Origin of the sequence: Paenibacillus sp. FSL L8-0644 (assembly GCF_038008165.1) — a bacterium.
Classification (GTDB): domain Bacteria; phylum Bacillota; class Bacilli; order Paenibacillales; family Paenibacillaceae; genus Paenibacillus; species Paenibacillus polymyxa_D.
Genome location: NZ_JBBOYN010000001.1, coordinates 443,721 through 465,982 on the forward strand (window position 1 = coordinate 443,721; position 22,262 = coordinate 465,982).

General features: G+C 46.0%; 20 protein-coding genes and 1 riboswitch. Of the genes, 9 read left to right on the plus strand and 11 right to left on the minus strand.

Features of this window, described 5'->3' with window-relative positions:
• Nucleotides 1–10 precede the first annotated feature (10 nt).
• A complete protein-coding gene (locus NSS94_RS01985) occupies nt 11–769 on the minus strand; it encodes an amino acid ABC transporter ATP-binding protein (protein ID WP_069010735.1) in 759 nt (252 codons plus the stop codon).
• 305 nt (nt 770–1,074) lie between these two features.
• Here NSS94_RS01985 and NSS94_RS01990 point away from each other — a divergent pair, with 305 nt between their 5' ends.
• Complete coding sequence (locus NSS94_RS01990; RefSeq protein WP_029514674.1) at nt 1,075–1,542, plus strand: cupin domain-containing protein; 468 nt, start codon at nt 1,075–1,077, stop codon at nt 1,540–1,542.
• Between the two features lie 89 nt (nt 1,543–1,631).
• On the opposite strand, the gene NSS94_RS01995 is transcribed toward NSS94_RS01990, so the two are convergent.
• The 3 genes from NSS94_RS01995 to NSS94_RS02005 form a co-directional block, all read right to left on the minus strand.
• Nucleotides 1,632–2,297 carry a class D sortase gene (locus tag NSS94_RS01995; RefSeq protein ID WP_340884137.1) on the minus strand — a complete coding sequence of 222 codons (666 nt, stop codon included), beginning with the start codon at nt 2,295–2,297 and terminating at the stop codon, nt 1,632–1,634.
• Between the two features lie 115 nt (nt 2,298–2,412).
• Nucleotides 2,413–5,922: a collagen binding domain-containing protein gene (locus tag NSS94_RS02000; RefSeq protein ID WP_069010737.1), complete on the minus strand. Its 3,510-nt coding sequence runs from the start codon at nt 5,920–5,922 to the stop codon at nt 2,413–2,415.
• A 195-nt stretch (nt 5,923–6,117) separates the two neighbouring features.
• A riboswitch (cyclic di-GMP riboswitch) is annotated at nt 6,118–6,198 on the minus strand.
• A gap of 50 nt (nt 6,199–6,248) precedes the next feature.
• Entirely contained in the window at nt 6,249–7,130 is an 882-nt protein-coding gene (locus NSS94_RS02005; RefSeq protein ID WP_029514677.1) for an AraC family transcriptional regulator, read from the minus strand.
• A gap of 594 nt (nt 7,131–7,724) precedes the next feature.
• Here NSS94_RS02005 and NSS94_RS02010 point away from each other — a divergent pair.
• Together NSS94_RS02010 and NSS94_RS02015 are read left to right on the plus strand one after the other, a co-directional pair.
• Nucleotides 7,725–8,981: a DUF445 domain-containing protein gene (locus NSS94_RS02010; RefSeq protein WP_341038440.1), complete on the plus strand. Its 1,257-nt coding sequence runs from the start codon at nt 7,725–7,727 to the stop codon at nt 8,979–8,981.
• Nucleotides 8,982–9,014: 33 nt separating this feature from the next.
• Nucleotides 9,015–9,395, plus strand: coding sequence for a TIGR02328 family protein (locus NSS94_RS02015; RefSeq protein WP_029514679.1), 381 nt, complete (start codon nt 9,015–9,017; stop codon nt 9,393–9,395).
• Nucleotides 9,396–9,497: 102 nt separating this feature from the next.
• Here the strand turns inward: NSS94_RS02015 and NSS94_RS02020 are convergent, their stop codons facing one another.
• Nucleotides 9,498–10,172: an NAD(P)H-dependent oxidoreductase gene (locus tag NSS94_RS02020; RefSeq protein ID WP_029514680.1), complete on the minus strand. Its 675-nt coding sequence runs from the start codon at nt 10,170–10,172 to the stop codon at nt 9,498–9,500.
• A gap of 188 nt (nt 10,173–10,360) precedes the next feature.
• Between NSS94_RS02020 and NSS94_RS02025 the strand changes: the two genes are divergently transcribed.
• Nucleotides 10,361–10,744, plus strand: coding sequence for a winged helix-turn-helix transcriptional regulator (locus NSS94_RS02025; protein ID WP_023986690.1), 384 nt, complete (start codon nt 10,361–10,363; stop codon nt 10,742–10,744).
• A gap of 99 nt (nt 10,745–10,843) precedes the next feature.
• On the opposite strand, the gene NSS94_RS02030 is transcribed toward NSS94_RS02025, so the two are convergent.
• From NSS94_RS02030 to NSS94_RS02050, 5 genes are all read right to left on the minus strand, one after another.
• A complete protein-coding gene (locus NSS94_RS02030) occupies nt 10,844–12,091 on the minus strand; it encodes a stalk domain-containing protein (protein WP_341038443.1) in 1,248 nt (415 codons plus the stop codon).
• A gap of 239 nt (nt 12,092–12,330) precedes the next feature.
• Complete coding sequence (locus tag NSS94_RS02035) at nt 12,331–13,077, minus strand: YcnI family copper-binding membrane protein (RefSeq protein ID WP_341038444.1); 747 nt, start codon at nt 13,075–13,077, stop codon at nt 12,331–12,333.
• A 58-nt stretch (nt 13,078–13,135) separates the two neighbouring features.
• Entirely contained in the window at nt 13,136–14,854 is a 1,719-nt protein-coding gene (locus tag NSS94_RS02040) for a copper resistance CopC/CopD family protein (RefSeq protein ID WP_341038446.1), read from the minus strand.
• A 272-nt stretch (nt 14,855–15,126) separates the two neighbouring features.
• Nucleotides 15,127–16,977, minus strand: a complete 1,851-nt coding sequence (locus tag NSS94_RS02045; protein WP_049816859.1) for a bifunctional diguanylate cyclase/phosphohydrolase — start codon at nt 16,975–16,977, stop codon at nt 15,127–15,129.
• A gap of 282 nt (nt 16,978–17,259) precedes the next feature.
• Entirely contained in the window at nt 17,260–17,853 is a 594-nt protein-coding gene (locus tag NSS94_RS02050; RefSeq protein ID WP_165147924.1) for a DUF5317 domain-containing protein, read from the minus strand.
• Between the two features lie 202 nt (nt 17,854–18,055).
• Between NSS94_RS02050 and NSS94_RS02055 the strand changes: the two genes are divergently transcribed.
• A complete protein-coding gene (locus NSS94_RS02055; RefSeq protein ID WP_318627668.1) occupies nt 18,056–19,285 on the plus strand; it encodes a multidrug effflux MFS transporter in 1,230 nt (409 codons plus the stop codon).
• A gap of 69 nt (nt 19,286–19,354) precedes the next feature.
• Here NSS94_RS02055 and NSS94_RS02060 read toward each other — a convergent pair whose 3' ends face one another.
• Nucleotides 19,355–19,813: a hypothetical protein gene (locus NSS94_RS02060; RefSeq protein ID WP_318627667.1), complete on the minus strand. Its 459-nt coding sequence runs from the start codon at nt 19,811–19,813 to the stop codon at nt 19,355–19,357.
• Nucleotides 19,814–20,092: 279 nt separating this feature from the next.
• On the opposite strand from NSS94_RS02060, the gene NSS94_RS02065 reads away from it, so the two are divergent.
• The 4 genes from NSS94_RS02065 (at nt 20,093) to NSS94_RS02080 (ending at nt 22,186) form a co-directional block, all read left to right on the plus strand.
• Nucleotides 20,093–20,659: a sigma-70 family RNA polymerase sigma factor gene (locus tag NSS94_RS02065; protein ID WP_341040376.1), complete on the plus strand. Its 567-nt coding sequence runs from the start codon at nt 20,093–20,095 to the stop codon at nt 20,657–20,659.
• On the plus strand, nt 20,649–21,449 hold the full coding sequence (locus NSS94_RS02070) for a DUF3600 domain-containing protein (protein ID WP_039270283.1): 801 nt from the start codon (nt 20,649–20,651) through the stop codon (nt 21,447–21,449). The genes NSS94_RS02065 and NSS94_RS02070 overlap by 11 nt, the downstream gene beginning before the upstream one ends.
• A gap of 130 nt (nt 21,450–21,579) precedes the next feature.
• On the plus strand, nt 21,580–21,930 hold the full coding sequence (locus tag NSS94_RS02075) for a metal-sensitive transcriptional regulator (RefSeq protein ID WP_029514687.1): 351 nt from the start codon (nt 21,580–21,582) through the stop codon (nt 21,928–21,930).
• Between the two features lie 55 nt (nt 21,931–21,985).
• A complete protein-coding gene (locus NSS94_RS02080) occupies nt 21,986–22,186 on the plus strand; it encodes a copper ion binding protein (protein WP_013308457.1) in 201 nt (66 codons plus the stop codon).
• Nucleotides 22,187–22,262: the final 76 nt, after the last annotated feature.

Here is a 22,262-nt window from a genome sequence, read left to right on the forward strand (position 1 = left end):
GTAAGTCTGTTTAATGATGAATCAGACGGCTCAGGAACAGGCGGGCCCGTTCTTCACCCGGATTCTGAAAAAATTCGGCAGGTTGGCCGTCTTCCAAAATCTGTCCTTTGTCCATAAAAATCACGCGGTCCGCCACTTCACGTGCAAAGCCCATTTCATGAGTGACAATGACCATTGTGATGCCCTGATGGGCGAGCGAGCGCATAACATCCAGTACCTCTCCGATCGTTTCGGGATCAAGAGCTGAGGTAGGCTCGTCAAACAACATAATTTTTGGATTCATCGCGAGCCCGCGGGCGATCGCGACCCGCTGCTGCTGTCCACCAGACAATTGGGCGGGGTAGCTCTGTGCCTTTTCCTCGATTCCGACGCGCTTTAGATAAGTGATGGCTGTTTGAGTAGCTTCTTCTTTCGAGATGCCCAGTACCTTCATAGGTGCCAGTACAATGTTTTCAATTACCTTTTTGTGGGGATACAGATTGAAATGCTGGAACACCATTCCGATATTGCGACGGAAGGCATTAATATCAATCTTTTTGTCATGTACAGGGATCTCGTTAACGATCAGTTCCCCATCCGATATCGTTTCCAGACGATTGATGCAGCGAAGCAGGGTGCTTTTACCCGAGCCGGAGGGACCGATGATGACGACGACCTCGCCCTCCTTAATCTGAAGATTAATGTCTTTGAGTACATGAAAGTGACCGTAATGCTTGTTGACATTGCGAAACTGGATCAGAGAGCTCACCCCTTTTAGGCTTGGATACATAGCTTAGTAGACGGATTGACATGACCAAGCTCTATTAGAATTTAAAAATTTCTCTCATGATACTATAAGCTTACAATAAAAAACAAGATTTTATGTCATAAAACTTCACGTGTAATGTATTTTGGTGTGATTTTTACTAGTGAACTATTATTTATATGATGAAAATGAGTAAACATCCGTATTTTTATGTTATTAAATTTCACATAAATTATTGATCCCCGACAAGCCAAGGGAGAAACGTGACAAAAGCAACGCTATGTTTTACAGTAGGGAAGAAGGAATTTAGGGTAAAGGAAGGTTAGACAATGACGAAAGCTATTTCACCGCTAGTCACGGCATTGGGCATGGAGCCCCATCCAGAAGGCGGCTGGTACAAAGAGATGTGGAAGGCCAATTTTCAAATTCCGAAGCCTGTATTGCCGGATGTATATTCTGGTCCGCGCTTTGCAGCTTCGTCTACGTATTTCTTGCTGCATCCGGGTGAGTTCTCCGAGTGGCATGTGGTCCATTCTGATGAGCTGTGGTTATATCATAGCGGAAGCCCTGTAGAGTTGAAATTGGGTGGAAGCGGAGAAGAGCCTGGTGAAGAAACTGTGATTATTGTTGGTGCAGATGTGGAGGCAGGACAGCATCCACAAGCACTCGTCCCAGGAGCAGTATGGCAAACGGCACGTCCGCTTGGGGATGAGCCCGTACTGGTAACCTGTGTGGTTGCACCAGGATTCCACTTTGATGATTTCAAGTTGATTGCCAAGAATCCAACTGAATCGTAATGTGAACATTGGCGGGTGTATTTCTGTAAATGAACAGGAATGGCCCGCCTGATTTATTTTTACTCATAAAAATAGGCGCTTTAATGGCTTTAGGTGCTTAGTTTGGCCTGAACAATGAGACGATGGGTGGGATTTATGAGAGGGTCACATGTAATCAGGGTGAGCAGCTTTTGTTTTTTGAAGCTTTTCAGAACAGATACGTCCGTAGGATCGACCATCTTCAGGCTATAAACGCTATATACATATTGGTTACCCCGAGTGTTAACAACAATCTTATCCCCGATCTTCAATTCATTTAGACGATTAAATAAACGTCCAGAGGTGCGGGCTCGATGAGCAGCAATGGCGGCATTCCCCGCCTGTCCCAGCGTCCCCGTTTCCGGCATATGTACAGCCGCGTGTCTCATATTTATCCTCGTTGCGCCTTCCAATACAGGGAGCTTTAAAGCAATACGACTTATACTAATAGTGGCTATGGGAGTTTGTTCATTAGCGCTTCCAATGGTAACAGGGGGTGTGGAAGTATTTTGTCGTGCTTCACTAACCGGAACTTCCGTAAGAGTAGTGGACAAGCGAGCATAGCTGTCCGTAAGACTGGGGGGCCATAGCGCATCGCTTTTTCCTGATGGTAGTTCTGCTGCTTTTAATAGCTTGCTTTGTTCCCGATCCTCATTCCATTCCGTCGCTTTAGGAAACAAAATAAAAAGTAAGCCTAACAAAATAAATACGTAGGAAAGTTTACGCAGACTCAGCAATCTCGCCTCCCCTAAGCAAAGTACGGATTATACATATTTTTTTGAAAAATCCCCATTCCCGGCTCATTCCAATCGGAAATGGAATGAGGCGAGAGATCAGGGCAGGTGATCCATTTTATTTTTTGTTCGTCCGTGTGAATTTCAACAATACGCCCCACATAACCAACGCTATGCCTGTCAAATAGAACGGAACGGGGCTGCTTTCACCTGTTTGGGGCAACTGATGTACCGCAGGTGGATCCTCTGGCTCTTCTGGCTCTTTCCCGGGAACCTTGACACGGATCTTAGGTTTGGGATCGTCTTTCGAATCCACCGGAGGAGAAGGATCTTGATGAGGCATGACGGCTGGCGGCTCCGGCGGTATAGGTGCAGGTTCCTCCTGTAGAAGGGCTATGTCCTCCGGAGACATTGGCAATGACGGAGGAACGGTTACAGACGGAGTATCGGGTATTTCCGGATCTCTGTCATGTTTCTTACCTGAGCCTCCAGACGGGGGTGACGGGTCTGGATGAGTAGGCGTTCCTGGTTCGTTTTTCTTTTCTTTACGGTTGGTGATCACAATCTTTTTTACACCAGAGCTTTGTCGCAGTGTTGCGTCTATTTTGATCTCAAGCTTGCTCTCGGTGATTTTATAGCCCTCCGGTGCTGCCAATTCCTCCAAGATGTAATCGTCATGAAGCAAGGAGGAAAAGATGATTTTGCCTTCCTGATTGGTGGTCTGAATGAGAGGGGCTCTTTTTTGACCTTTATCATAGAGTGCAAACTGTGCGCCAGGCAGTACCTTCTCAGGCATATCCTGGTCTACCTTGGTCAACTCAAGACTTTCGGTCACACCCCCGCCGGAACCGGAGCCGGAAGACGTTCGTACAATGATTTCCTGGCTGGTTTCCCGTATCTCTGTCGTCAAGCGATCCCCCTCAAAGGCAACCTTATTACTCACTTTGGCTTTGTCCTCAGCATGAATGAATGATTGGTATTCAAGAATAAAAGCAGAGGAAATATCCTTGGCAAAAGCAAGTTCAAAAGTTTGCTGGCCTTGAGCATCTGTTTTGATATACAGCTTGTAATCTTGGTTTCTAATCAACTCGGTGCCCTTGGTGGTATTTCCGTTGGCAGCGATGATTGTAGAGTACAAATGAAAGGAATCCTCGATTAAGATTTGATTGCTGCTAGGCTGATCTATAATTTTAGCGTTGGATACATGTGACTGTCCTTCATTGATGCGGATGCTCCAGTCGATCTTATTTCCATTTTGTGTACCGACTTTAGATACATATTCTCCACCATGAGGTACCGTGACTTGCGCTGCCCATTTGGAGACTGTTTTTTGTCCATCCAGTAGAAGGGCTTGATTATGAATTTCCTTGTCAATCAGTTCTCCTTCCAATGAAGTTTGAAAGGTAATCCAGTAGGGAGTCTGTATCTGCTCCTTGAACTGGATACGCAATTCATTCCCATTTTGCTCGGAGGGAGGGATAATGGTGTATTGATCTGCCGGGATTTCAGCCCCTTTTTGTACGCCATCCCACCATCCCAGCAAGGTCATATCGTGTACTTTCACGGAGCCGGGCAGTAACTTCTGACCTTGCAGCAAGGGGTCTCTCACTTCCGCGTGGTTTAGGATCTTGCGATTGTAGTTGGCTTTAATGTCCCAGGTAATGAGCTTGGAGGTCGCATTATAGCTTCCTTGCTTGGCACCGTTTCGTTGTGTCATAAAGTCCGGCCAGATCGGGCACTCCACGGCATGCGATGATGTTTCTCCGTCTTCAAACTGGTATTCTATAATGGATTTATTACGAAACTCAGGCTTCGTCGTATCCGTTTTCCAGTCATTGTTATAGGTGGTTGAATACTTGATCGTATAAGCTTTATGAATGGTTTTATGAAATTTGAGCGTAAATCCTTGTTTATAGTCCTGTGATAGCGGAATCAGCTCATAATCCGTGGGGGCACGTAGCTCCGTTGTTCCGTCAACAGTTTGAATTTTCAGGGTGTCCGGCAACAAGGCCAAGCCCCCGTTTGGAAACACATCGTGAATGACAATATTTTTCATGGTGTATAAGTCTGTATTAATGGTAATCACCCAAGGTATGATTTTGGTGTTGTAATTGGGTGTGTCATACATTTTAGTCATAACTCCGCTTGTGATTTCTGTCGATACGATCTTCTGGATTCCATCTGAGGTTATGATGTTTATAACTTTTCCATTTTCATAGACACGGCCTCTGGCTTGAGTCTGGTATCGGATGGTATAGGCTGAATCTACGTCGAAGTTAAATTGAAGTTTGAAGCCGTTGCGGTCCGGATAATCAACTGGGATGACAGTATACGCCCACGATGGGAGTTCCTCCAGCGTGTTTCCTTTAAATACTTTCAAGGAACCGGGTAGCAATTCTTGAGTTTTGTTGAAATGATCAATTAAAAGAGCTTTGGCTTCGGGGATTTTTGTCTCGCCGAAGTTGTATCGTATGGCCCACGAGAGTGTTTGTGTGGCATGATCATATTTTTCAACCTTTTTGGACAAAAACTCACCACGTTCTACCTGAACAGTACCGGTAGCAGCAACGTTCTCTATCGCATCTCCTGAAAGCGTTGCTGTGTTGGAAAAACGAGTTTCGTCGCCAGTAATGCGCGTGGAATATTGAATCTGGTAGGCCGTGTTCATGCTATCGTCTTGAAAACGAATCACAAACCCTGTCCCGGCTTGATCTGCTTCAATGGCATATTCACTCGCATTTACTAGGTCTCGAACAACGGTCGATCCGTCGATATTGACTTGGAGATGATAGAGCCGGATAGAGTCTCTTCTGAGTTCCAGTCCTAAAGGAATTGGATCGGTGATGAAGGCATGCTTTACGGTGTTTAGCTGTTTGTTCACATCAATGGTCCAGTCGATCTGATTTGTGCCAGCTAGTTTCCCTTGTTTGCTTAGGGTCGGCCCTGACTGGGGCTTTACATTCACGATGACCGTTTGCACCCCGCCTTTGATCGGAATCGCAATGATGACCTCTGTACTACCTTTCACTATTTCTTTTGTAAACTCGGTTTTGATTTGCAGTTTGCCGCTGACATTGGAATGAGTCTCTACATATGGGTTAAAGGTCATGATCACCTTGCCCTGACGATCTACTGTGAAGTATCCCACGGTTCCGTCGGTAGTGACTAACGGAGATGAGATATCAGTGTAGATGACAAACTGTTCTGGTAAGTGAAAGGTGAAAGTGTCTCCTGACTTATAGGTATTGTCAGGAAGCTCCCATTCATAGCCTAGTTGGATGGCTGATCCGATGTCGAATTGGCTGTCGGGACTATATACTGCATCAATGACATGCCCTGATTCGTCGGTCAGGCTCAACTTCGTTAGTATGCTCTGCGGAGTTGCATCATGTTGAGATTTTGAACTGACTGCTCCTTGAACGAAGGGGGGCGTGTTTGAAGGAATCTCCCTGGGAGGTTCAAGGTTTGGGACACCGTATACAGCATCCGTAACGGTATGTGTAGGATCGGATACAGCACTCTGCGGCAGTTCTGGGGCTGGAGCATCTGCGTAAGCCAGTGTTGCGTTGAAAAAGCTTTGGACAATGAGCAATAAGGCAATGATCATTACATTTATTTTTGTTCTCATGCTCCAAGTGATTCTCCTATTCATCGTAATATGGCAATGCTTCGTTCGAAATTAGTATATTCAGCATGCTAGGCTGACATGACTATCCCAATAGAAAAAAAAGCCCTGATCATAGCGATCAGGGCTTTTTTCGAGATAGGCATAGCAAATTGTGGTGGATCTATGTAAAAAAGGGCATAATAAAAAGCTCGTTCATCTGGTAGCTGGCTGCCATCCGGATAGGAAGGCCCTATAGTTTTGCGTCACTGCCTTTCGACAGCTTTGCCATTAACTTGAATAGCTTGTGCGTCTATCATCTATCAAACTGGTTTCATGTAACCTCTCATTTACAGCTTGGAACGGTTCCCCCACTTTTTGCGGAAGGAATGAGGTGTTTCTCCTACATGCTCCTTGAACAGGTTAATAAAATGGCTCGTATTGGGAATACCTACGTACCTTGCGATATCCACAATGGACATGTCACTGGTTTTAAGCCAGCTTTGAGCGGCCGTGATACGGACATTAATGAGATAATCAATCGGAGAGAAACCGATCTGCTTTTTGAAATTTTTAGCCAGATTAAACTTGTTTAATTCAAACATATCTGCCAGCGAGTCCAGTGTTATTCGCTCACAGTAGGACTGATCCAAATATTGCTGTACCCGACGTACTTCGCTGAGGGTTTCAGCATTCACATGCTGGTGATCATAGGGATGCTGCAAGATGCACATCAGTATTTCACCAATGAGCCTGGACGTTAGCAGTTCAGCGGAAAGACTTCTGTCAGACTGCCCACAAATCAGAGCATGCAGTTTGTCCAATATAATATACGGATTATGCATGGATATTACCGGTTTATTATGCTTGGCAAATTGTTCGTAAAAGTTTCCGATCAGGTTGCCGTACAGGTATAAGCTGATAAACTCCCAGGCTTCATGACCGGAGGTGCTATATTGCACATACTCCTCACAATTAATAAAAAACAAATCATGAGGCTTTAAAATATATTTCTTGTCCCGGTATAGTAATTCTCCCTTACCAGACAACGTAAAAACAAGCAAAAAAGAGGCGAGTTCTTTTCTTTCCACCGTAAAAGCAGAAGTTTTTTGGAAGTAGCCTAATTCCTGAATATATAAAAGGGATTGCTTGGCAAAAGCGGAGGGAGTGCGCACAATTACGACAGGTTCGCCGTTCCAGAGGCCCTCGTTGTTTTTTTGGTCTGTTGTCATATTCAATTCCTTTACAAAGAAGCAATTTTATCTAGCTTATCTTGGTTTGATTTAACCAATATATAATGGCTGATTAAACATGATTTACTATATATAAAAGTTTATTTTATCACATGAAATATGTCTATATATCAAAATATGTTTGTAAGTTTTATAGAAGCCTCGCTCTTATGGACATCTAACCTGATCATCCGTATAAAAGGTCGAATATTGTTGAAAGAATTCTGAGGTCATCATGGATTCAAATCCTTTCTGGGGTCAAAGATAGAATTAGTGCTGAAAAAGATATCTTACATGCCCATTCAACTTTTCCCTTCACTTCTCCTTTCGGTTTAAGAAATTTAGGACTTGGTTCTGATAAAATGGTTCGTAAGGCTTATTATTAAAAATGAGATTTTGGGCCTAGTGTTGTGATTTAGTTCACGAACATGAATGTAAAAAAGAGAGATATATGCATAAAAAATTACGCAAAAAGTGGCCTTACGCGTTTCATCAAGAGTGCTTTCAACTTTGGAAATGACACGGGCAATGATATGATGGGTAATACAGGTATAGTGCTTTACTTACTCGACAGTCAGTTTGGAGGATTACAGGATGGGAAAACCCAAAAATACGAAAACCGCAGCGGCTTGGTCGCTTGTTATTCTAGGGGCAGGCTTTGCAGCCACATTGCCCTTCCAGCAATATGGCTGGGCTCGTTTGTTAGCCGGAGCTTTTGAGGCAGGACTTGTAGGGGGACTGGCGGACTGGTTCGCTGTCACTGCTTTGTTCCGTCATCCGCTAGGCATTCCGATACCACATACCGCGCTGCTTCCTAAAAATAGGGACAAGCTCACAAATGCCTTGGTGAGTACGGTGGAAAATAACTTGCTAAACAAAGACAGCATCGCGTCTAAAATTGCAGATATTCGTTTGGCCGATTTGGTGCTGGGTGGTGTGGAAAAAGGTTTGCGCACGCCGGAGGCGGCGGCATCCATAGATGTTCTTGCCAAGCGGCTCGTCCAGTCGCTCCCGCTCGCGGAATTGGCTCCGGTCATCGTGGCAGAGCTCAAGCGGCAGATGACTGACTTTGACGCCGGACCGCTGCTGGAGGCGCTTGCTCGTCAGACCAGCGAGAAGGGTTATGATCGCCGCGCGCTGGATTACACGCTGGAACAAGCCGAGTCCTGGCTTTTGCGACCCGAAACGGGCTATACGCTGGGTACCTTAGGTATGCAGGCTGTCAGCGGTTTGCAGGTGAGCGGACTGATGCAGTTTGCCTTGAACGCATTCCTCGGCTATCTGAACGAAGAGCGTATGGGTGAAATGATTCGTCATTTTTTGCTGGATCAGGTAGCAGAACTGCAAAGGGAAGAGCACCCGCGCCGTCAGGCCGTGCTGGATGGTCTAAGAACACAGGTGACCCGATTGGCGACGAAAGATACGGTTCAGGAAGGGTTGGACGGCTGGAAGGATAGCCTTGTTGAAGCCTGGGAAGGTGATGCGTCGGTGCTGGGAAAAATGGAGGAACTGCGTATACGCTTATTGGACTACATGGAAGACGGAAGCTATGTGCAGACCTATATTTTACCGCTATTGGATCGAATGTTGACTGATTTAAGAGGGAATACCGAGCTGCTGGACAAGATTAATGTGCGAATTGTGGAAGGTATTACTGGACTGGTGGAAGCCAACCATAGTCGGATTGGTAACTTGGTGCGCGAAAATGTAGACAAAATGGATAACAAATCCCTGATTGCACTGATGGAGGACAAACTGGGACAGGATTTGCAGTGGATACGTATTAATGGCGCAGTTACAGGCTTCCTGATCGGCATTGTGCTGACAGGTATCCGTATGCTAATCCAATAGATCAGAAAAAGCTACAGATAGGGTTGTGGAAGCATGAGGCTTTGGCATGAACATTTAATCGACAAGTTACCCCGTCCGCAACTGCTGGGGCAACATCGTGAGTGCTGTGCCCTGCGCGGGAATGGGTGGGGCAAGCCACACGCCACGGTGAATTATGTGTTCGATTATCACCCCATGCTGCTGGTGCGCTATCATAGGCTCATTATGGACGAAATGAAAAGCAGAGGGTACAATGTTGACCCACTATGGGAACAGCCTTTGTATCGCGGTAAGCAGTGTGAGCCTTGGGAGGCAGAGCTGGGTGAGGAACTGGCAGGCGCGGGTGCATATGTGGAGCATGACGATGAGTATATGAAGGAGTGCCTGGATAACCTGGCTTCCAAGGGGATTTTAATAGAAATTGAAGTGACCTAAAAAAGACGGGCTGTGGTAGGTTCATCATTCAGATGAAGTGCCGCAAGCCCGCTTTTCTGATGCTTCAATGTTCATCGTTTGGGAGAGAATCGGGATATTAGATTACAGAATCCAGCGTGTGACCTTTTCCAGGGGTTGTCTGGATTTTTCACGTTTGGGTTCATGAGCGCGATAACCGAAGGCAGCAATGACTGAAATATCGAGCAGCCCGTTCTCCAGCAGTCCTTCTTCCTCCAAAATGGCATGCACCTGATCGTAGTTAAAACCCTCAATCGGACAGGAGTCAATACCGATCTGAGCCGCCGCGGTCATCATATTGCCTAAGGCAATATAGGTTTGCTTGGAAGCCCAGTCAAATAGCGTACGTTCGTTTTCCAGCAGGTGTTGACTTTCACCCTGGAAAATCTTATAGCGGCCTGGCAGTGAGGCAAATTCCTCCTCAGACATACCTTTAACCTCTTTATACATATACTCCACGTAAGGAGAATCATAACGAACATCCTTGCGCGCCAAAATCAGGATGACGTGGCTAGCCGCAGGAATCTGCTTTTGGCCACCGCTGGAAACCGCAGCCAGCTTCTCTCTTAATGCCTGATTTTGTACAACTACAAACTGCCATGGTTCAAAACCGACGGAGCTTGGAGAAAGTCGCCCGGTTTCGAGAATGAACTGAAAATCCTCTTCCGGTATGATGCGATTGGGATCAAATTCTTTCGTGGCGTGCCTGAACAGAAAGGCGTCCAGAATTTCCTGTTTTTTAGCTGATGTATTAGACATAAAATGTACTCCTTTGGGTATGGGTTTAGTTGGTGCTCTATGGGTTTTCTGCTACTATAATGAGAGCTGATATCGAATATATAGTTATCATATAGAAAGTTTTTGCAGGGAACAAGTACGCACATATTTGTTTCTTGTCATACGTCTGAGGCTATTGGTTTACACATTCTACAGAAAGAAGGGTATACATGGCACAGGAGATGGAACATGCAGTTAGCGTTAATTTTGGATGTCCGGTAGCGAAAACCGTCGGGGTTATAGGCGGCAAATGGAAGGGAGTCATCTTGTATCATTTGACCACAGGACCGCGGCGCTATAACGAAATTCGACGGACCTTGCCTAATATTACACAGCGGATGCTAACCTTGCAGTTGCGTGAATTAGAGAGAGATGGCATTGTGCACCGTGAAATTTATAACGAGAACCCACCGCGTGTGGAATACTCGCTTACCCCGTTAGGAGATACGTTAAGGCCATTGCTGGATTTTATGAGAGACTGGGGGATCTTCTATGGAGAACAGGGTTGCGAGCCTGTGACGACAACTTCCAAATCAGGCAAGCACTTTTGTTAAAGGGAATGAGGAAAGCCCGCCAGATGATTTCATAGAAGACTCATAAGAAATCATCTGGCGGGCGAAATAAGGTCGGTTTTACTTGGATAAAATGTACACTTATTTAAACTCGATGGCTTCGTTCATCTGTGACCAGGCCGTTTCTCCAATGATGCCCAAGCGCCAGATAGCGATTCCTTTGAGGTCATAACGTTTGGCTAAACCGATCTTGGCGTTAACGGTGCTGTCTTTTTCGCTACCCATCGAAATCCCCAAAATGAGCTTGTCCCGCGAGGTTTCCTTCAAGGCCAGTTGGATGGCTTCATCCACTTTTTCCAAAGGCTCAGGTGTAGCCTTTTGTCCGTAATCATAAGCCATGATGATCAGATCGTCCGCCAGATTGCCCAGCGTTTTGTAGTCATAGCCAGAGTAAGAGCTGTTCAGCGGATGCAGAACGACGGTGAGCTTGAGCCCGGCCTGATGCGCTTTGGTCGATAGCTTTTTAATAAAGGTGTTGTAGTCTGAACGAGCTTTGGCTTTGTCGCCGCTCCAGCCCAATCCTTCCAGGTCTAGCGTAATGCCTTTAAATTGTTTGTCGGTGGCGGTGCTGACAATTTGGGAAATGGTTTGTTCTTGAAGCTGCGCATTTTCCAAAACTTTGGTCAGCTCGTGATTGCCATCTCCGGAATAGACCATCAGGTAAGGGGAAGTCCCCTGGCTGTCTGCCTCCTGCACAATGGACTCTGGCGTTACAGTTCCAGCGGCTTGAGGCCATTTGTATTCTTTGCCGTTTGTGGTAAATTGTCCGTTCGTATCAATTCGACTCCAGCCGAAGGCAACGACGTTAAAATCCGGTATTTTGGATTTTTGGTCAAAGGAAGACAGCGCATAGAAGCCTACTGTATACATGGCTTCACGTGGCGATGTAATGGAGACCGTCCGCGTTCCTTGGTTCCAGTTCACCGTGGCTCCAAACTGCTGCCCGAAAAAGCCCAGCGGAATCATGGTGCTGCCGTGCACGGTTTGCGGAGCGGCTGTTAGTTGAACCGCTTGTCCGTCCACTGTGGCATTGCGGCTACCCATCTTTAGAACCACCTGCTTGGTAGAAGAGCCTTGCGCCTTGGTAGCAGTGATGCTTTGGCTGGCTTGATCCCATTTCACTGTAATGCCAAGAGCCTCAGAAATCGCACGAAAGGGAACCATGGTCGTGCCGTTCATCATGGCAGGTTGTACAGGGAACGGTAATGCATATCCGTCCAGCATAATGCTGATCTTGCCGGCTTCAGCTTGTGCCAAGGGGCTATAGATGCCCACTGTGGTACTCAGAAAAATAGCACTAGATAACAGAGCTTTATTTACGATTTTCATCCTATGATCTCCTATGCTCAATAGATTGCAATGCTATCATGTTAGAATCGTGAGGGTTCTACCTATTTTACCAAAAAAATGATAGAAAGGTGAATGTGAAATAATAGGATGAGATGAATCTGAGTATGTATTAAAGCTGACTATTAATCGTTTTCTTTCATACAAAAAAAGCTGACACCTTTTAAATAGGTATCAGCTTTTTCTTTTTAAAACGCTCTTAACTTTATACGTAACCCAGATTACTTGCGGCGCTTGAGTGCAATGCCGACAGCTGTGGCACCAAGAACGACTGCAATGATCGAGAGAACGAGTGCTGTCGTTTGTGCAGCAGAGCTGGCTGGAGCAGAAGCGGCAGGTGCAGCTTCTACAGCATTGTTCGAAGCAGGTGCGGGGTTGCTATCATTAGCCGTATCTGTGCTGGCGTGGCCTGCTGCCGTACCCGCCGAATCGTGTCCGCTGTCTGCGGCAGGGGCAGGAGTTGCGGACGTGGCATCCGCCGTGATTTCGGTAATGGAATGAGGATTGCTACTTCCTTCGTCGCCTGTCCATTCCACGATACTTCCGTCACTGTAATACTGGAAGGCGTCCCAGGCTGCTGCGGTATTCTGGTCTGCATTTTGCGCTACAAAGCCGAAACGCTGATATTGACCTGCTTGAATGCCGTCTTTTTCAGTCGTCCAGGTCACGGTGATTACTTTGCCAGAGCTGTCTTTTTCGGTGGCTACCTTCCAATCCGGTACAGGCTCGTATTGTTTGAAAACGACCTCTTTCGGAATTTTCAAGGCGACTTTGGTGGTTGGAATGTTTTTTTCCACGGGTACTTTCAATGTGTACGTTTCCCACGCATTAGGTTGTGAAACAGAAGGCTTGACTGTCACATGTGCACTGGCCATACCTGCAAAAAGTAAGGCACCCGCTGCGATTAGACCCACAGAGGTCGCAAACCTGGAAAATCTGGATTTTGCTGTTTGAATTGTTGTATTCATATTCAATTATTCGCTCCTTTTAAGTGAGGATTTCACAAAATCCTGAAGTATAAAATAATTATTTTTTACCGCCTACATGCAGGGTGAATTCAGCATCAACCGCATCGAGTGAAGCCGTCAGAGCATGTACCTTTACCGCCCATGTTCCTTCGGAGGTCATCAATTCCTGACTGCGGAATGGCTGTTGCTGCTTCACAGGTAGAACAAATTCCTGTTGATCTTGGTCAGGGTCTGCTGGAGTGAGCGTTAATGTAACCTGCTGGATTCCTGAAACGGCAGCACCCTTGCTGTCCTGAACGGATACCTTAAATTCATTGCTGCCCACAGCATTGGGACTGACTGCCAGGGTAACGTTATATCCACCCGTAGTGCGAGTCTCCTCAAACGGTACAGCAGGTGCCTGACCGGGTGACAGGTGAGTGAGCACCGCAGTCAACAGCATCACGAGCAGGCCGACGGACAACTCGGCACGCAATCCCCGGGCGGCTTGCTTGCTGGGCGCCGCTTGCCGTGCGCTGCGGAACTGGCTGGCCGCGAAGGCCAGCATGACTAGCAGCAGCGCTGCCTTGCCGAGCAGAACGAGTCCATAGGACGTGTTCAGCAGCATGGAGGGAGCCGGAATGTACAGCACGGCTCCATATATACCGGTGGCGAGTAACGCCGCCACCATAGCAATGCCCCAGCCGGCGAAGCGGCGCAAGGCGGCTTGTCGTAGAGTTGCCCGCTCGGATACGGGCAACTCTGCTCCGGCAACCGGCAGGCACACGACCATGACGGCAAGTGAGCCGATCCAAAAGGCTGCTGCCGCGAGATGGACGAAGTCCGCCGCAATGGCTGGAGCTGGATGGGTAGCCGCTGCCGGGTGACCGACAAAGGCCTTGGACAGCATGAGGCATAGCGTTAGGAGAGCCGAGCTGTAGCCCCAAAGACGGCGCTGGCGACTCGAAATGCTGTAATCCAGCGCGTAAATCAGCGTTACGCTTAGGAGTAGCACGAGAATCATCTGGATAAACCAAATTTGTCCGGCTCCAGTAAACTGGAGAGCTTCTCCCAGAATCGGGAGTGAGAAGCCCTCCCTGATGGAAACCCCGGCATCCCATGAAGCCTGAAGTGGCAGGCTGATCAGAATGGCGGCAGACGTTATGCCGTAGCCGCTCCATAGCAGTTTATTCCAGCGGGGCGATGTTTCAAAGGGCCGCTGATTATGCTTATGCTGTGTACTTTGATTCTTGTCTTGGCTTATGCTCGGTAAGATGAACAGCCGGAAACAAATCGCTCCAAAAAGCAGCGATAGTCCTATGTAAAGAAACCAACGGACAGCGATTAAGTCGATTCGTGATGTCCCTGAGCCTTCAGGTGCGTTAGCTTGATGGGTAGGCGCATTGGAACCGCTGCCTACTTGAAATGGAATAACTCCATTAACTGGATGTCCGTCTGCGGATAAAGCTCTCCAACTAACAGAGTAAATTCCATTTTTCATCCCTGGGATCAATTGGATTTCCATGGTGGCTTTGTGATTCGGGTCAAGCTGTGCTTTTCCTGTGTCGACCCGCTTGCCTGTTTCGTCGGTCACTTTGATCGACATGAAGGCAGATTGCAAATCTTCATTGAAGGTAATGGTCACCTGAGAAGGCGACTTGTCCAAAACCTGATTTTCGGTCGGACTGGATTCAATGACAAATGCATGAGCCCACGAAGAGTGAGGAAACAGGACCAGAAGGGGGAGACACAGCAATAAAAGACAAGCCACACGGGCTGGTCTGGACGGATACAACATGCTTGTGAAGTCACCTTCTCTCGATTACTTGAAGCGAGGATATCCCCATTTATAACATTTTATACAGGAGGATTTTGCCTGACGGACAAATCCATTCCTATCTTAATCATAGTGCATAAAGCGCGAATAGATGGAGCGAATTATGACATTTATATGAAATTTAAAATAATAAGCATTATACAAAATTCCAATCATATGAAAACCCCTAGTGTGGTTGAATTCAGGACGATTTCAACCATGCTAGGGGCAAAGAGGAAGAGCCTATGAAGGAATTAGAGCCCTGTTTCCATGAGATCCGTGAAAGCAGGTTGCTTATGTTGAATATAATGGATAAAAATAGCCGTTAGTTTGGGATCGAATTGGCTACCCGAGCAAGCACGTAATTCTTCAATGGCCTCCTCGAACGTTTTGGTGGGTTGATAGGGACGCTCGGTTGTCATCGCATCAAAAGAGTCGATGATCGTCAGCATCCGACATAAAAGTGGAATTTGCTCGCCCTTAAAGCCAAACGGATAGCCTCCTCCGTCATAACGTTCATGATGCAGCTCCACAAAAGGAATCAAATCTACGAATCGTTCGTTGGCTTCTACAATACGCTTGCCCCACATGACATGCGCTTGCACCATCTGCCATTCCTCACCGGACAGCTTCTCTTTTTTATTGAGGATATTCCAGGGAATCTCCAGTTTACCAATGTCATGAATGAGAGCTCCTAGTATGAAACGCCGCTTATCCTCCGGTCCGAGTTGAAGCACATCGCTCATGTCTGCTGCATATCTGAACACCCGTTTTGAATGCTTGAAGGTATTAATATCCTTGTATAAGAACAAATTAAGCTGCTGCTCAAGATCACGAATATCCTGCCCCAGATCCACCTCACGCTCCACTTCATTTAAGCTTCCATGCGTATGAACGATGTTTTTGCCCTGTTTCTTGGCGTAGTACAGGGCTTTATCCGCCAGATCGACCAGCTGTGATTTGTCGTAGATGTCAATGCGGCTTTGGGCAATACCTGCGGAGAAGGACAGACAGCCATGTGGAAAAATTTCGACACCCTCATAACGAGAATCATTTAATCTTTTTCGAATAGCATTGACTATTTCATAAGCTTGTTCAGCGGTATGATCAGGCATAAGCAGGGTGAATTCTTCTCCACCGTAGCGGGATACGGTGATGGGGGTGTCGGAGGTTTCCTTCTTAAGAAACTCACCGAGAAATCCCAGTAGCTGATCGCCTTTAAGATGACCGAAATGATCATTGTATTTTTTGAAATCATCTATATCAATCAGCGCCAGACTGAGGGGAGTATTCTCGGATCTCGATATATTTAATTCAGCTTCAAGTGTATTTTCAAAGTAGCTGTGATTGTATAGCCCTGTTCTGCGATCCATGTTTGCTTTTTCTTCGATTTCCCGATACAGCGTGAACATTTGCTTGAATGCGTGAGATAGGAGCATGCTTAGCCCAAGGAACAGCAAAAGTCCTAGAATGCCATTGTTATAAATCAGTGTAGTCAATACCAAAGACAGAATGAGTGTACATAAGTATACGAGCAGGGATTCAGCCAAAAAAGCCTGTTTAAGCTCATTGAAGGACCCTTTGTATGCGATATAAAAGTAGATGCCCAGTGTGATTGTGTTCACCGCAAAGTAGCAAATTAACGCCAGCAGGTAGGAAGCGAAATGCTCTTGGTTTAAAGCTCCCTGCGTTCCGCCGCTTAGTTCAAATACTGTTGAAGACAGGAAAATGGAAAGGGCGTAAATAGAAAAATTGACGGTATGCTTCCACCAGGACAGTTCTGTGTGCCGGAACATAGCAATGATTACGTTTAACAGTAAAATTAGAATAGCAATTTCGGTGCCGTGCACAAAAATACAAGCCAGATACACGGAGGAATCCATGGACTGCTTGTTACTGGCTGGGGGTAGCTGAAATGTAAAATGCTCCAGAATTAGAACTGCTCCCAATAGGGAATAGATCGTGACCCACTCTGTTGTCGTATAGTGCAAAAAGGACCACTGATTCGTATACAGGAGGACGATCAAGCCTGCCAAACATATGAAAAACACATATATTCCCGTCGCGGTAACCCGTTCTTGCAGCTTTTTTATTATACTCATCATTTCTTCTCCTGCCTTGTCGTATCTTGATGTCAAAGCTACCAGGGGTGAATGGGATAATTTACAATTTTATAATCGAAAATTTCACATGAAAAAACAGGCCGGAATCCAGCCTGTTTTGTTGAGCCTGTGCTTCCTTTTTTTCTTATCGGTGACTAGCCCCCGATTTTGTAACCGGAAGTCAAAGCAATTATGACAGAAGCTACAATAATAGCATTGATAATCACACGGGAGTATTTCAAGTTTTTCATAGGGTTCCCTCCCTTCCTTGGAATAAGGTACGCACTAGGCGTGGCGGGGATTGGTTTCTTGCTGCTTATCCGTGGTCCTTTTCACGACCATAATGCTTTGGATAAACAGAAACATCCCGAAGTTCATGACAACATCTCCAATACTAATTACCTGCGTGCGGGGATAGGGCTTGGAGAGAGGAATAATGTCACCAAGCAATGATAGACGCGTGCTCGCATCCATCATGTAATGTTTCGAGATGACACTTCCGGATTTAAGCATATCTGTATAATAGGGACCCAGCACCTCCGAAGCGCTCAACGAGACTGGCATCCTGCCGCCATTCACCGCCATAACGATAAAATTCATCAATACGCCGATGATAATAAGCTTGAATCCCTTATGATGTCTGTTCAACCAGAGAAATATCAATCCAACCACGTAGACTCCCATAAATAGATACCCGTTAATGGCTGCCAGCCCAGTCCATTTTTCTTGGAAATAAAAAATAATGAATTGTACCAGTAGCAGCACGGGGAACATCCAGCCGGCTATAAGGCGAATTTGACTGAAACGGATCAGACCTTGCCGCCAGCCTCCTCTGAACAGACCTACAATGAGACCCAGTAGCACTCCATCATAGACCATTATCATTCTCCAGATTCCACAAATTTTTTGTTTTGGTTACCGTATAATTCGACCTGAAATTGGTAAATTCCTGCCTGATATATAGCAGTTTTGAAAAAAAATTGCGGATTAGCGTGTAATGATTCGAAGCCAGACGAAATGAGTGATATCATGATATATTGAAGTAATTATTTATATTTTTGTGAAAAGGATGATTATTATTATGAACCGGTTATCCAATACTGTTATGGTTGCCGCAGATATGACCAAATCGCGAATATTATGGATCGCCTTTGTCCTGGGTGCATTGAGTGCTTTCGGGCCGTTGTCCATAGATATGTATTTGCCGTCGCTGCCTACATTAGCCGACAATTTGCATACGACTACTTCGTTGGCGCAGCTTAGTTTGACCGCCTGTCTGTTGGGCCTGGCCGTTGGACAGATCGTTGCTGGTCCGCTTAGCGATGTAAGGGGGCGCAGAGGACCGCTGGTGATCTCGCTCATTCTGTACGCTGCTGCTTCGCTGTTATGCGTGTTTGCGCCGAATATCGGTATGCTCATTGCACTTCGCTTTATTCAAGGGCTTACAGGATCGGCAGGGATTGTGATTTCCAGAGCTGTAGCCCGTGATCTATACTCGGGCAAAGAATTGACACGCTTTTTCTCACTACTCATGCTGGTGAACGGCGTGGCCCCCATTGCTGCACCAGTACTGGGCGGTGCCATTTTGAACTTTGTTTCCTGGCGTGGTGTATTCATGGTACTTTGTGTGGTCGGCGTGGCTATGCTGATTGCCGTCGTATTGGGTTTGCCAGAAACGTTGCCAACGAACCGCCGCTCATCCGGTGGTTTGAAGCAGACGCTGGGGACACTCGGTCACTTGTTTGCCGATCGACGCTTTATGGGCTATGCCTTCTCACAGGCGCTGATTACGGGAGCGATGTTCGCGTATATTGCTGGCTCACCATTCGTGCTTCAGGATATTTTCGGGGTTTCCCCTCAGACGTATAGCATCATTTTTGCAGTGAATGGTTTGGGGATTGTACTGTTTTCCCAGTTAACGGGTAGACTTGTGGGTCGCTTCAGCGAACGACAGTTACTCTTGTCGGGTCTGGTCATTGCGGCTGTAGCCGGAATCAGCTTGCTTACTGTAGCCTTTACTGGAGGTCAATTGTTTGCTGTTTTAGTTCCTCTGTTTTTTGTCGTTTCCTGCGTAGGGATTGTAAGTACAACGACGACTTCATTGGCAATGCAGAGTCAGCAGCGCTCCGCAGGTAGTGCGTCCGCCATGCTTGGTTTGCTGCCTCTATTGCTTGGTTCCATCGCTTCACCGCTAGTAGGTTTGGGGAGTGGAACCACCCCCGTACCGATGGCGATCGTTATAGCTATAGCCGAGGTTGGTGCGCTAATAAGCTTTGCCGTACTTGCTAAGGAAACACGCGCGAAGGCTTGAAATAAGGCGAATTGAACTAAAAAACTCCCATGGACTGATACGTGAACCATTTCAGTCCATGGGAGTTTTTTACCGTTTTGCAATCGAGATATCCTCGGCTTCCTTTGCGGGCAGAGGTGTCTGCTTTAAGTACATACGAGATGGTTTGTGAACCAGAATTGAAATAAGCATGCAGATATGAACGGGAAAGAAAGGGTCTATTCCGTTGATGTTTAAACCAAAAATGGATACGAAAAGCAGTAAAGTAAGGGTAAGTTTATACTTTTTTGTCGCAATAAACAGCAAGATCATTATTGTAGGAAGTAATCGAAAGAGCAATTTTCCGAATACAAATCCGACCATATGAGCGGTAGAACCTTCAAGTGGAGGTGTGATGGATAGGGTGCGGGAGGCCATATGGATTAACCGAGACTCCCCACCTATCGGTTGGGCTGAAATAAATACACATCCTGCGATAATGATTACAAGGATTTTAAACCACAACAGGCCTTGGATAAGCCGTAACAAGGGTGTAATCTTTATTTTCATTGACTTCTAATAAGCTCCTTCGACGTATGATTTGTTATGATTGCTCGTTTGTATATATACAAGACAAGTGGGAATTGCAACTTTAATATTATATCAATATATTACCAAAAGAGTAGTCCTGCTAAAGAATGATTATGCGGAGACTATTTTCCTGATGTTGAGACAGAATCGAACGATATTTCGGTTTCCTGCCAAATATATAGATGTGAGATGAAAGAAAGGGGGAGATCAGGATTGGACAACGCAAGGAGGCGGGCAAATTTGACAAAGAATGATTTGATGGTTGCTCTTGTTACGGAGACGCTGGCTGGCAGTCGTGAGGCTTACAGAGAACTGTATGATCAAACAATTCATACAGTCTATAGAACGGTGCATTTTTTGTTGGAAGAGAAAGTGGATGCTGATGATGTGGTGCAGGAAATTTATATTCATGTATATAAATCACTTGAGCAATTTGACGAAAGACGTCCTTTTCAGCCTTGGCTAATGGGGGTCGTTATGCGTCAGATGCGGGCTTACCGTAGAAAACAATGGATGAGGCTACGAATCACAAGCAAAGCAAAAAGGCTCGAACTTCATACATCTCATGATTTTTCTGAGGAAATTGTGGACAAGGTTGCAAATCATGTATTGCTCCAAGCAGTTCAGCAGCTTTCGTTCAAGCTTAAACAGGTAATTGTGTTGCACTATTTGCAGGAATATTCCCAAGAGGAAATCTCCAATATTTTAGAGATACCGTTAGGCACGGTGAAATCACGAATTCACGCGGCTTTGCAAAAGCTTCGATCGAAAGAGCAGCAGGAACATTTTCTAATCGGAAAGGTGGAGAAGATCCATGAAGCTTGAGCAAGAACTACGTAGGGTGATGCAGCAGGATGATGACCACATATTGGCTCCGGCTGAATTAAAAGAAAACATTATGGGTCAAATTGAACGGCTTGAAAAAGGAGGACCTAAACCTATGAAAAGGTATATTGTGATAACTCTTCTCGTAGTGTTATTACTAATTCCAACAGGTGCTTTTGCTACTTACACTTATTTGGCGGATACAATATATGGTTCACAGGAAAAGCTAATTGAAATGGGAGGATCGCCAGAGGAATATAATAGAGTAGAATCCAAGTTGCAGCAGGTGCAGGGGCATTTAACGAAAGAGGAGTTCACTGTTTTTATAGGGTTATTGAGAGAACTCGGGGCCTATAATCTGAAAATGACGGATGAAAACGGCGCACTCCACAAGGAGCGCTTAAGCGCAGAGGAACAGCGTGAATACGATCATATATCTGCCAAGCTGGAGCCGTATTATGACAAGTTGAATCAGGGGAAAGCGCTAACCCAAACGGACGATGGTAAAAAAGATGGCGGTGATTCTGCCATTACGGGCACATTAGATGCAAAGGCCCACGCAGGCATCGATTTACAGGTCGAGCTGGACTATGCGAAAAAGGTTCTGACTGAGGATGAATTTGTAAAGTTTCGTGTACTGTTCACGAAGTTCTACGAGTATGTACCCCGCATTACAGGGGCCAAAGGTGTACTATATCCAGATCGTTTATCTGAGAGGGATAGAAAAGATTATGAGGAACAGTTAGAGTTGCTACAGCCTTATTTTGATCAATTTAATTCGCTTGAGTAGAAACAGTGGCGAAAATCAAGGCGAAAAAGTGACATTTTCCTGGAATGTTGACATACCCCGTGGGGGTATATTATGATGGGGATATAACAAATGTTTAAATGCATATATACACCACACAGGAGGCTGATGTATGGCTGAGGAGCAATCTGCTTCCCACACTGAAGTCCATGAGAATCACTGTGGAACAGACGGGGAAAAGACAATTAGAAAAAGTCATCATTCGGCAGAGTTCAAGAACAGCCTCGTATCCCGGTTGAACCGCATTGAAGGTCAGGTTCGCGGAATTAAAGGCTTGATTGAGAAGGATACCTACTGTGACGATGTACTGAACCAGATTGCGGCTGTCCAGTCCGCGCTGAATGGTGTCGGTAAGCTGCTGCTGGAAGGGCATATGAAAAGCTGTGTCATTGAGCGCATGCAGGCAGGAGAGCAGGAAGTGATTGACGAGCTGCTGGTTACGGTCAAAAAGCTAATCCGTTAAGAGTAGTATTCATACACATTATGGGTACGGAAGTACCCCAGAGGAGGAAAAGAAAATGGCACAAGTTACATTGAATGTAGAAGGCATGAGCTGCAATCATTGCGTGAAGGCAGTAGAAGGAGCTTTGGAGAAAGTTGGCGCTACCGGCAAGGTCAGCCTCGAAACGAAACAAGTGAATGTAGAATATGACGAGTCCAAGCTGAACGTCGAGGCGCTGAAAACAGCCATTGAAGACCAAGGCTATGATGTTGTTTAAGCTGAAGCTTTATGTGTGAAAAAACTTGTTTCGAAGAGGAAGCTTCCATATTAGAAGCTTTTTCTTTTTGGATATA

Excerpts from the sequence above, each read along its gene's own strand:
- NSS94_RS02025 (WP_023986690.1), top strand. The coding sequence starts at position 10,361 with ATGGCACAGGAGATGGAACATGCAGTTAGCGTTAATTTTGGATGTCCG.
- NSS94_RS02000 (WP_069010737.1), bottom strand. The coding sequence starts at position 5,922 with ATGAGAACAAAAATAAATGTAATGATCATTGCCTTATTGCTCATTGTC.
- NSS94_RS02040 (WP_341038446.1), bottom strand. The coding sequence starts at position 14,854 with ATGTTGTATCCGTCCAGACCAGCCCGTGTGGCTTGTCTTTTATTGCTG.
- NSS94_RS02075 (WP_029514687.1), top strand. The coding sequence starts at position 21,580 with ATGGCTGAGGAGCAATCTGCTTCCCACACTGAAGTCCATGAGAATCAC.
- NSS94_RS02010 (WP_341038440.1), top strand. The coding sequence starts at position 7,725 with ATGGGAAAACCCAAAAATACGAAAACCGCAGCGGCTTGGTCGCTTGTT.
- NSS94_RS02020 (WP_029514680.1), bottom strand. The coding sequence starts at position 10,172 with ATGTCTAATACATCAGCTAAAAAACAGGAAATTCTGGACGCCTTTCTG.
- NSS94_RS02060 (WP_318627667.1), bottom strand. The coding sequence starts at position 19,813 with ATGAAAATAAAGATTACACCCTTGTTACGGCTTATCCAAGGCCTGTTG.
- NSS94_RS01985 (WP_069010735.1), bottom strand. The coding sequence starts at position 769 with ATGTATCCAAGCCTAAAAGGGGTGAGCTCTCTGATCCAGTTTCGCAAT.
- NSS94_RS02070 (WP_039270283.1), top strand. The coding sequence starts at position 20,649 with ATGAAGCTTGAGCAAGAACTACGTAGGGTGATGCAGCAGGATGATGAC.
- NSS94_RS02035 (WP_341038444.1), bottom strand. The coding sequence starts at position 13,077 with ATGAATACAACAATTCAAACAGCAAAATCCAGATTTTCCAGGTTTGCG.
- NSS94_RS02015 (WP_029514679.1), top strand. The coding sequence starts at position 9,015 with ATGAGGCTTTGGCATGAACATTTAATCGACAAGTTACCCCGTCCGCAA.
- NSS94_RS02080 (WP_013308457.1), top strand. The coding sequence starts at position 21,986 with ATGGCACAAGTTACATTGAATGTAGAAGGCATGAGCTGCAATCATTGC.
- NSS94_RS02045 (WP_049816859.1), bottom strand. The coding sequence starts at position 16,977 with ATGATGAGTATAATAAAAAAGCTGCAAGAACGGGTTACCGCGACGGGA.
- NSS94_RS02005 (WP_029514677.1), bottom strand. The coding sequence starts at position 7,130 with ATGACAACAGACCAAAAAAACAACGAGGGCCTCTGGAACGGCGAACCT.
- NSS94_RS01990 (WP_029514674.1), top strand. The coding sequence starts at position 1,075 with ATGACGAAAGCTATTTCACCGCTAGTCACGGCATTGGGCATGGAGCCC.
- NSS94_RS02030 (WP_341038443.1), bottom strand. The coding sequence starts at position 12,091 with ATGAAAATCGTAAATAAAGCTCTGTTATCTAGTGCTATTTTTCTGAGT.
- NSS94_RS02055 (WP_318627668.1), top strand. The coding sequence starts at position 18,056 with ATGAACCGGTTATCCAATACTGTTATGGTTGCCGCAGATATGACCAAA.
- NSS94_RS02065 (WP_341040376.1), top strand. The coding sequence starts at position 20,093 with ATGGTTGCTCTTGTTACGGAGACGCTGGCTGGCAGTCGTGAGGCTTAC.
- NSS94_RS02050 (WP_165147924.1), bottom strand. The coding sequence starts at position 17,853 with ATGGTCTATGATGGAGTGCTACTGGGTCTCATTGTAGGTCTGTTCAGA.